The 9,566-nt window shown below is 48.3% G+C and carries 8 protein-coding genes; 5 read left to right on the top strand and 3 right to left on the bottom strand.

The window, feature by feature from the left end; genetic code table 11:
* Positions 1-329 precede the first annotated feature (329 nt).
* The 4 genes from hcp-2 (at position 330) to BGK46_RS14590 (ending at position 4,319) form a co-directional block, all read left to right on the top strand.
* Positions 330-848, top strand: coding sequence for a type VI secretion system effector Hcp-2 (hcp-2, locus tag BGK46_RS14605; protein ID WP_069590456.1), 519 nt, complete (start codon positions 330-332; stop codon positions 846-848).
* Positions 849-969: 121 nt separating this feature from the next.
* Entirely contained in the window at positions 970-2,919 is a 1,950-nt protein-coding gene (locus tag BGK46_RS14600; RefSeq protein WP_069590454.1) for a type VI secretion system Vgr family protein, read from the top strand.
* A 28-nt stretch (positions 2,920-2,947) separates the two neighbouring features.
* Positions 2,948-3,232: a type VI secretion system PAAR protein gene (locus tag BGK46_RS14595; protein ID WP_069590453.1), complete on the top strand. Its 285-nt coding sequence runs from the start codon at positions 2,948-2,950 to the stop codon at positions 3,230-3,232.
* On the top strand, positions 3,216-4,319 hold the full coding sequence (locus BGK46_RS14590; RefSeq protein ID WP_069590451.1) for a hypothetical protein: 1,104 nt from the start codon (positions 3,216-3,218) through the stop codon (positions 4,317-4,319). Before BGK46_RS14595 ends, BGK46_RS14590 begins: the two co-directional genes overlap by 17 nt.
* A 30-nt stretch (positions 4,320-4,349) precedes the next feature.
* Here the strand turns inward: BGK46_RS14590 and BGK46_RS14585 are convergent, their stop codons facing one another.
* Both BGK46_RS14585 and BGK46_RS14580 read right to left on the bottom strand, forming a co-directional pair.
* Positions 4,350-5,744, bottom strand: coding sequence for a sensor domain-containing diguanylate cyclase (locus BGK46_RS14585; protein ID WP_069590450.1), 1,395 nt, complete (start codon positions 5,742-5,744; stop codon positions 4,350-4,352).
* 79 nt (positions 5,745-5,823) lie between these two features.
* Positions 5,824-6,711 carry an aspartoacylase gene (locus BGK46_RS14580; protein ID WP_069590448.1) on the bottom strand — a complete coding sequence of 296 codons (888 nt, stop codon included), beginning with the start codon at positions 6,709-6,711 and terminating at the stop codon, positions 5,824-5,826.
* 230 nt (positions 6,712-6,941) lie between these two features.
* Here BGK46_RS14580 and BGK46_RS14575 point away from each other — a divergent pair, with 230 nt between their 5' ends.
* Positions 6,942-8,369, top strand: coding sequence for a 6-phospho-beta-glucosidase (locus tag BGK46_RS14575; protein ID WP_069590447.1), 1,428 nt, complete (start codon positions 6,942-6,944; stop codon positions 8,367-8,369).
* 190 nt (positions 8,370-8,559) lie between these two features.
* Here BGK46_RS14575 and BGK46_RS14570 read toward each other — a convergent pair whose 3' ends face one another.
* Positions 8,560-9,552 carry an OmpG family monomeric porin gene (locus tag BGK46_RS14570; protein ID WP_069590445.1) on the bottom strand — a complete coding sequence of 331 codons (993 nt, stop codon included), beginning with the start codon at positions 9,550-9,552 and terminating at the stop codon, positions 8,560-8,562.
* Between the last annotated feature and the right edge of the window lie 14 nt (positions 9,553-9,566).

The following is a 9,566-nucleotide window of genomic DNA, read 5'->3' as shown; positions in this document are numbered from 1 at the left end:
ATGATTTAGGAAACAACGTCCTTTGACACTATTAATCAACGTGCAAAAGATGAAGGGGTTGCCATTGATCCAATCCCATGGGAGAAAGTTGGCAAAGTCTACAGCCAAGATCCAGTCGAGTTGCTCAGTGAGCAGTAAAAGTGGATAACTCGAAGCAACTTCTTGCCTCGCCGAGCAAAAACTTGCTTGTGGCGTGCAAAAAATTGGTCAGTGAGAGAGTAAAGCACTGAATTTTAGGGCTAAAAAAGCTGGCATGCATTTCGCTATATGGGATAGCGAACAGAGGCACCGACTGGAAAGCCTCTTCCATTAATAAGAAAGGAGCGATTATGCCAACGCCATGTTATATCTCGATTGAAGGTGAAACTCAGGGTTTGATTACTGCCGGTGCCTGCACCGCGGATTCTATCGGTGATGCGTTTGTTGAAGGCCACGAAGACGAGATGCTGGTACAACAGTTTGACCACAATGTAACGGTACCGACTGACCCTCAGTCAGGTCAGCCATCAGGCCAACGTGTGCACAAGCCATTTAAATTCACCGTTGCACTCAACAAAGCGGTGCCGTTGCTTTATAACGCACTGGCGTCAGGCGAGAAGATGTCAACGGTTGAGCTGAAGTGGTACCGCACATCGATTGAAGGTAAACAAGAAAACTTCTTTACCACCAAGCTGGAAAGCGCCTCGATTGTGGACATTCACTGCGAGATGCCTCATTGCCAAGACCCGGCGAAGTCAGACTTTACGCAGAACCTGACGGTGTCGATGTCTTACCGCAAAATCACGTGGGACCACGTCAACGCAGGTACTTCAGGCTCAGACGACTGGCGCAAGCCTATCGAAGCCTAAGGGCATAGAGTTGAAGCGCTGGCTTGGAGCTAGCGCTTTATCACTTGTGTAGCACGCTTTCACTGGTCAAGGATTGCTACACAAGTGTTCACTTTGGTTGAAACAAGATTTAGGAGACATCATGGCTAGGTTGCGGTTTGAATTTAACGTTGAGGGGCTCGATCCTGAAACGTTCGTCGTAAGAGAATTTCAAGGTCATGAGTCCCTTTCTAGTGCCGAGTTCGACCAACACACCTGTAACGGCTTTCGTTATAATATTGCTTTAGCAAGCCGTGACTCCTCCCTAACACCGGAACAATTGGTAGATTGTAAAGGCACCTTGCTGTTGTACCGTAATGGGGTTTGTGAACGCAAAATTTGCGGTGTGATCAACCAGTTTTCGCAAGGCGATATCGGCCATCATCACACATACTATGATGTGCAGATGGTGCCCGAGTTGGCACGCCTTTCTTTGCGTCAAAACAGTCGTATTTTTCAACACCAAACGGTGCCGCAGATTATATCCATCTTGCTCCAAGAAATGGATATCTCGGATGTTGGCTTTGGATTGACAAAAGACTACGCGGAGCGTGAGTTCTGTGTGCAATATCGCGAGACCGATCTCGCCTTTTTAGAGCGTATCGCGGCAGAGGAAGGCTTAATCTATTGCTTTGTTTGGCAGGACGATAAACAGCTTTTGTATATCACAGATGCGCCTTCTGTACTGCCCTCGCTAGAAACGCCCATCGCCCATAATGCACTCTCGGGGGCGGTGATTGATGCGCCATTTATCAGTCATATGGAAAAGCGCACGCGCGTTGTTCCTTCCTCGTCCGTGATGAAGGACTATAGCTTCAAAAAGCCGGCTTATAGTTTCCTGCAGCATAACGCGGTATCGGGAATAGACTATCAGCGCCAAGATTATGAGGTGTACGACTTCCCCGGACGTTTTAAAGACGATGCGCAAGGGCAGCACTTAAGTCAGGTCCGCAAAGAGTTTTTGGTTCGCGAACAAGTGACAGCGATAGGTAAAAGTAACCATATGCACTTGCAAGCGGGCTATGGGTTTGAGCTGCAGGATCACCTTAATCGCGAGATGAATCAATGGTGGCAAGTGGTGCGTATTCAGCACCGTGGTACGCAGCCACAAGCCCTTGAAGAAGAGGGTGGACAGGGTGCGACCACCTATGCGAACCAGTTTATGGTTATTCCGGCCACCACCCCTTGGCGGGCGACCCCGCAGCCCAAGCCTCAGGTGGATGGCCCCCTTATTGGTATGATTGTGGGTCCAGAAGGCGAAGAAATCTTCTGTGATGAACACGGTCGGGTGAAAGTCCACTTCCCGTGGGACCGTTATTCCAACGGCGATGACAAAAGCAGTTGCTGGATACGGGTGGCGCAAGGCTGGGCGGGTAGCCAATACGGCATGATGGCCATTCCCCGCATTGGCCATGAAGTGATTGTGTCTTTCTTACACGGTGACCCGGACCAACCGATTATCACCGGCCGCACCTATCATGCGACCAATGTGCCGCCTTATACCTTACCGGCACACAAAACCAAGACGGTTTGGCGCAGTGAGAGCCACCAAGGCGAGGGCTACAACGAGCTCACGTTCGAAGACCAATCGGGCAGTGAGCAAGTGTATTTACACGCTCAGAAAGATTGGGAAACACGGGTTGAGAATGATGCGATCAAACAGGTGCGCCACGATCAGCACAAAAAAATTGATAATGATGCGTTCTCAAAAGTGGGTGGCGATAGCCATTTGACCGTCGAGAAACAGCACCGCTCGCGCATCAAAAAAGATGCGACCCTAGAAGTTGGTGGCAGTATTCATGAAAAAATTAACAATCGCTTTGCCGCGGCGGCAGGACGTGAGGTTCATCTCAAAGCAGGGACAAACGTCGTGCTTGATGCCGGTACTGAGATTACCGTATCCGCCGGTGGTAGTGTGATGAAAGTCGACGCAGCGGGCGTCCACCTGATTGGTCCAGCAATCAACTTAAATGCTGGAGGCAGTGCAGGGAGCGGCTCAGGCTATCAAGGTAAGTCGCCAACATCGCCTCGCCCCGCGTATAAGCCAGAATAGTTAACGAAAGAAAGAGTTGAGGATTCGTATGCCAAAAGCTGCACTTGTCGGCCATATTGGGACAGCCCATGATGGTTTCCCGCCGACACCGATTACCGCAGGATCATCGACAGTTAAAATCGATGGTATTCCCGCGGTGCGTAAAGGTGATCCGTTGGCCCCTCACAGTAAACCCAAACACCCGCCACATGGGCGTGCCGTGAATGGGGGATCCGGTAGTGTCATGATTGACGGCAAGCCGGCCGCTCGTATTGGCGATGCGGTAAGTTGTGGTGGGGTGATTGCAGGAGGTTCAAGTGTCAATATTGGTTAATAAATCAACACTTAGAGCGAGTCTGCTGGGCTGCTTTCTGGCGGTTAGTAGTCATAGCTGGGCTGAACAGGTTGAAGTAGAAGCGACGCCTTTTGCCACCATCGAACCGGTTGAGAAAATCGCTGACGATTATGACATTGAGGCTATGACGCCGCAGGCGCTGTTTGCACATGGACGCTTATCGCGTGCGCAATTTCATTACCAGCGTGCGGAAAAATATCTTAAAGCCGCAGCGGATGAGGGGATTGCCCCTGCCGCGTATTTATATGCTGTGTTGCTGAGTGATGATGCGCAAAAGCTTGAGTATTCTCAGGAAGCACAGGACTACCTGACTCAAGCGGCGAAAGCGAATTACATTCCGGCCATGAAGTTACTGGTCGAAGAAGGGACTTGGTTGTCGGCCACTCACCGGATTATTTGGCGACATAAGTACGAAGAAGTCTTGCACGCTTGGTATGACGAGGCGCCAGAAGAAGCCGCTTTTAGTCTGTATGAATATTTACATCCTACCGATAAAGACAAAGCAGAAGCCTATTTAGATGAAGCGATCGCCGCGAATGATGTCGACGCTTTGCTTCACAAAGCGTCGCAAATCGAGCTGGGGCAACGAGGCTTTTTCCTGTTTCCAAGCTCTCGACTGGATGCTGCCGCTGAAGTGAAAAAGCAGATTGCCAATGCGGGCGGCATTCCTGGTACCAAAAGCTTATATCGTGATTTTATCCGTCGCGGTGAGAGCCCCAAAGCGGTTGAATGGAGAAAAAAAGCCATCGAGCAAGGTGACTTGATGTCGTTGGCGGCGCTGGGGCGTTATTACACCACCTACTATGAGCCCGCTGACGAGGAATACATCGAGGGTTTGGTCTATTTATCTGCGTATCTTGATGTTGTCGGGCAAGGTAAATTTAAAGAGCTCCGTCAGCAAGCCATGGACCAGTTTGAGTTGGCATCTTCTCGCGTGTCGGCAGAGCAAATCCAAGATATTGAGGAAAAAGCAGCGGCGCTGAGAAAGGCAAACACGTTTTACCATTATGACCGTTACTGGCAGAGAACTGCTGCCAACGTTGTAGCGGATAAGCCTGCAAGCTAATCGATAAGGGACTACATGGTTGGGATCGGATCACGCCCGCTCGATTCGGTTCCGGCCATTTCTCTTTGCTTTATAAAGTGCGGTATCCGCGCGTTGAATGATCGTGTCTTGTGTATCGTGTGACACAAAATGGGTGTAACCGATACTGATGGTGCAACGTATCGTTTGCCCATCCACATGGATGACTTCGGCGTGAACGCGCTCGACGAGACGTTGGAGTACCACTTTCGCGCCGTCTATATCGGTCTCCGGTAGCACACACAAAAACTCTTCCCCGCCCCAGCGACCATATATGTCGTTGGTTCGTGATTCTTCCCTGACAATATTCCCAAAGCGCTGTAGCGCGATATCGCCAGCTCGGTGACCATAGGTGTCATTGAGATTCTTGAAATGGTCAAAGTCGACGACTGCCAGTGTCAGTGGGTTTTTGTAACGTTCACATCGTGCCAGCTCCTTGGTCAGTGCATTAGTCAGATAGTGGCGATTGTAGAGCTGGGTGAGCGAGTCAGTATTGGCTTGGATCTCAAGCAGTTGCTGTGCATGTTCTAATGCTTCCCAATCACGTAGTCGCGCTAGCTCATGACCCACCCATTCAGCAAATAGTCGCAATAGTTCGAAATCTTGTGGAATAAAGGGTCGAGTGGGCTCTGGGCTAGAAAAATTCAGGGTGCCATAGCGCTCACCATCAATAAAAATGGGGGCGCCAATATAAGCTTCTAAACCAAAATGTTGGTAACAGGGATGTGAACGGATATCACTGGCGCCAACATGATGAAAGCCTTTGACCTCATTGGCTTGATAGACATGACTACAATAGGTGGTTTGTAAATCAAATACCTGACCGGCTTGGAGCGCACATTCGGGATGAATGGCTTGTTGGACGGTATAGCGTTGACCGACGATTTGGCTAAGAATGCCAACGGGCAGCCCGAAGTGTTTGCAGCCCAGCGATAAAATGCGCTCCACACGTTTGCTAAAGTCGAGATTACGCGCTGACGTAATGGAATGCAGTTGGCTGAGAGCTGATTCTACTTCAACGCGTGTGCTGATATCTTGGATAAAGGCCACGTACATAATAACGTCTTGGTTATCATCGCACACTGGACCACCGTGAGTTTCTCCCAGAAATACATGACCATCGGCGGTTTTGTACCTTACTACATAGGCATTGTGATAATAGGGCTCCGCCTCGGGATTAAAGCGTTCACGCCCCTTAGCATCGAAGTCTTCTTGCTCGGCGTATAGCACTCGCGTGCTGGTATTTTTCACACTTTCCAGTGTACAACCAAACAGGGCTTCTGCTTCGGGGTTTAAAAACTGGATGCGCCGTTGCGTGTCGGCTATTACAACGGCGGTATCTAGATTACGAAACAGCGAGGGCAGTATCGTCTCAACGTCTTTATGATGTTCAATTGCCTTGTTCACAACTGGCTCTATACGTCTGCCGGAAATAGCTTAAGCGTAGTACAAAACCCAGTGCTTGTTCGTATTATTGATGGATTTGTTACTTGGTGTTGATCTCAATACGTTCTGCCATCGACATGGCGATGTTATTGTCGTAATACGCGGCTTCATTAATAAAATGTGGGTACGCTACATAGTCGCCTTGCCATGTTTGCTCACTGCCATCAAACAAGATAAAGAGTGGATCTCCCGGATTCACCGGAACAAAGTCTTTGTCTTGCACATGTTGATGCACCATACCAATGCGTTCCCCAGATGCATCCTGAGGTAAGTGCAGTGTTTCTGTGTAACGGAACCCAGTGATCTTTTCCGGCAACTCAGGCACTTGGTCGATATTAAATAAATGAACAAAGTCAAGAATATGCGTGGTCATTTCATGCATCGATTCCATCACATCGTGGCGCAGCACCGATTGAGGTTGGGGGCCAATTTCAACGATCACACCTTGTTTGGCTACCGAGCATAAGAAGGCTTGCTGAATGGGCTCTATATGATCTTCGACTAAGATAACCGCATCGGGCATGCGTTCACTGACATAGGCAGCAAGCTGAGTATTAAAGGTATCTAGGGTCAATAAAATTAGCGTCGGGCCCATATTGCTGGTGGTATTATGCAAATCAATAATTAAATCTACTCGCGGATCGCCTTTGGGGCCGAGTTGCTGGTTGAGTACCTTGGCTCTGCTCTGCTCATAGTTAGCAAGTGATTGATCAGCGAGTAACTTGGGATCAAATTGCCGATTAAGGTCACAATCGAGATAGCGCTTGTTGGCTTGATATGCGCAGGGATTTGCGAAAAATAACTCAGTAGAAAAACTGCTTCGTGTGACCGTCTCGCTATTCTGCTGCCACTGTTTAAGTGCGTAGATGCCACTGAATTCATTGCCATGGGTGCCACCAACAATCGCGACCTGACTAAAAATGCTCATTGATACTCCTTGTGGGCTGATCAAACGGTATCCGTTGTATATCACTTAAGCGTATCACTGCCAGCGAAATAAGTTAACAGAATAAATTGTCTTTTATTTTGCGTTTTTATTCACTCTGACATAGCTGTTTCCAGCAACTATATTAACTATCAATTAATCTTGGATTCAGTTCACACTTCAGCAGTGTTGAACGGGGTAGGCTAGCGACGAAGACGGATAAGAGGTGATACATGAGTAAATTTCCTGAGAACTTCCTTTGGGGTGGCGCTGTGGCTGCGCATCAAGTGGAAGGCGGTTGGAACGCCGATGGCAAGGGGATAAGCATTGTCGATGTGTTGACCAAAGGTGAGCACGGTGTTCCAAGAAAGATGACCGATAACATTGAGGATGGCGAGGTGTATCCGAATCATCAAGCGGTTGATTTTTACCACCGATATCCGCAAGACATTGCTCTGTTCGCGGAAATGGGGTTTAAGTGTTTCCGAACCTCGATTGCATGGTCGCGGATCTTCCCAAACGGTGACGAATCCACACCGAATGAAGCCGGATTAGCGTTTTATGACCGCTTGATTGATAACTTGTTATCACAGGGAATCGAGCCGGTGATAACTCTGTCGCATTTTGAAATGCCTTATCACCTTGTGAAAGCGTATGGGGGCTGGGCCAACCGCAAAGTGGTGGACTGCTTTGTCCGTTTTTGTGAAACGGTATTCACGCGTTATCGCGATAAAGTCACCTACTGGATTACCTTTAACGAGATTAACAATCAGCTGAATTGGGACTATCCGCTGTTTGGCTATTGTAATTCAGGGGTCATTTTTACCGAACACGATCACCCCGAGCAGATGCTTTATCAGGTGCTGCACCATCAATTCGTGGCGAGTGCCAAAGTGGTCGCGCTGGGCCACGTCATTAACCCAGATTTTCAAATTGGCAGCATGATCCATATGATGCCGCTGTACCCGGCAACGTGCCATCCTGATGATCTACTGGCATCTCAACGTGCGATGCGAGATAAATATTTATGCAGCGACGTGCAGGTTAGGGGTCACTATCCTCATTACATCTGGCCACAATGGGCTGCAAAAGGGATTCAGGTCGCAATGGACGACGATGACGTGCAAATTCTAGAAAATGGCCGCGCGGATTTTCTAGCGATCAGTTACTACATGACCAACATTGTCGATGCCAACCCACCCGAGGAAGATGAAAATGCATTGTTCAGCGCCAGTCGTTTGAATCCGCACTTACCGGCTTCGGATTGGGGCTGGCAGATTGACCCTAAGGGTTTGCGCTACGCGCTGTCGGAGCTTTACGAACGTTACGAGAAACCGATTTTTGTGGTGGAAAATGGTTTAGGTGCGCTGGATACGATGGAGGCATCGGGCGAGATTAATGATGATTATCGTATTAGCTATTTATCACAACACATCGAGGCGTTGGGAGAGGCAATTGCGCAAGATGGGGTGGATGTAATTGGTTATACCCCGTGGGGCTGTATTGATTGTGTTTCGTTTATCACTGGAGAGTATCGCAAGCGTTATGGGTTTATTTATGTTGACCGTCATGACGATGGCAGTGGTGACTTTTCACGTCATCGCAAAAAGAGCTTTTACTGGTATCAAAGCGTGATTGCCAATAATGGCCTGACAAAATAGTAGCGACGGCAAAGGGACGCTGTGGCGTCCCTTTTTACCGTACGCAAGGGGAATGGTTCACCCGTGCCATTAATAGCCAAACGAGTCATTCATTGTGCACACTCATCAAAACTACTGCCTGCCTGTTGTCTATTGAGTAGAAAAAACCGCAGGGGTTGCCTGCGGATTCAATGTATTTGCTTTTAAACCGTTACCACTGATACTTCCAACCTATTTGAGCAAGGTGGAATGTTTGGCGGTTGTCGGAATCACTGGTTAACCCCGCAGACTTAGGCTCTGACCATTTGGTTTCTTCGTAAGCCATACCAGCCCATAACGTTGATTTAGGGCTCAGTTTATAGTCGACATTCAAACCTAAACGCAGCCCATCGTCTGTTTCATTGATAACGCTATAGTTGTTAGAGGCATCATAAATCTTTTCGTTAATGAAGTAGCGGAAGTAAGGCATGACGCTCCAGTGGTCATTGATTTTTGTTGGGAAGTAACCGCGAATCTGGTTTTGCTCCCAGTTCTTGTTGCGGTCGTTATCCCAAGTCCAATCAGTGTATAGGTAGATTTTTGCCGTGAAGTCGTCGCTGTATCGGTAAGAAAAACCGTGCTCCGCTTCCCATTCGTAATCGTTTTGCCCCACAAAACGATCATAATAGTAAAATGCATCCCAGTAAGAGAACGAGAGTTTTTCGGTTATCTTGAACTCGCCACTTGGCATCACCCAGTAGAGGTTGTGGCTACCTCGTGCATCTGTGTCCGGCGCAGAATCGTTAGATTCCTTTCGGTAGGTCGCATTCAGATTAAAAACCACATCATCATTGCGAATCAGATTCCGAGTTGCCCCGAACTGAGTGCGGTTCCGTTGAAAGGAGTTCTCCGTATTGTTGAGATCTTCAGTGATTGATCGGCGGGCCACTTTATGTTCAACAAAATAACTCCATTTTGAATTGGGGCTGTTAATGAATAGCTGCACGACAGGAGTCAGCTTGTCTATCACGGCATTACCATCTGGGTCTCTATGCCCTTCAAACTTTTCTAACTCCATGTAAATATTCGACGTTAGGTTCCACTCTGAGGTGAAGCTTTGGTCTTGCTCTTTGGTTTCAGAATTAACGACGTTGTCTTCTGTCGCAAAAACAAAACTGGGTAGAAGCACGGCTAATAGGGTAAGTCTTGATTTATTATTCAACATCTTATTATTCCTAT

The sequence above is a fragment of the Salinivibrio sp. SS2 genome (assembly GCF_001722075.1).
In the GTDB taxonomy this organism is placed as follows: Bacteria; Pseudomonadota; Gammaproteobacteria; order Enterobacterales; family Vibrionaceae; genus Salinivibrio; species Salinivibrio proteolyticus.
The sequence above is the reverse complement of the archived record's forward strand: the minus strand, read 5'-3'. Positions and strand labels throughout refer to the sequence as shown.

What these genes read in the sequence shown, in the direction of transcription:
- BGK46_RS14580 (WP_069590448.1), bottom strand. Translation starts at nt 6,711, where the DNA reads ATGAGCATTTTTAGTCAGGTCGCGATTGTTGGTGGCACCCATGGCAAT.
- BGK46_RS14575 (WP_069590447.1), top strand. Translation starts at nt 6,942, where the DNA reads ATGAGTAAATTTCCTGAGAACTTCCTTTGGGGTGGCGCTGTGGCTGCG.
- BGK46_RS14600 (WP_069590454.1), top strand. Translation starts at nt 970, where the DNA reads ATGGCTAGGTTGCGGTTTGAATTTAACGTTGAGGGGCTCGATCCTGAA.
- BGK46_RS14595 (WP_069590453.1), top strand. Translation starts at nt 2,948, where the DNA reads ATGCCAAAAGCTGCACTTGTCGGCCATATTGGGACAGCCCATGATGGT.
- hcp-2 (WP_069590456.1), top strand. Translation starts at nt 330, where the DNA reads ATGCCAACGCCATGTTATATCTCGATTGAAGGTGAAACTCAGGGTTTG.
- BGK46_RS14570 (WP_069590445.1), bottom strand. Translation starts at nt 9,552, where the DNA reads ATGTTGAATAATAAATCAAGACTTACCCTATTAGCCGTGCTTCTACCC.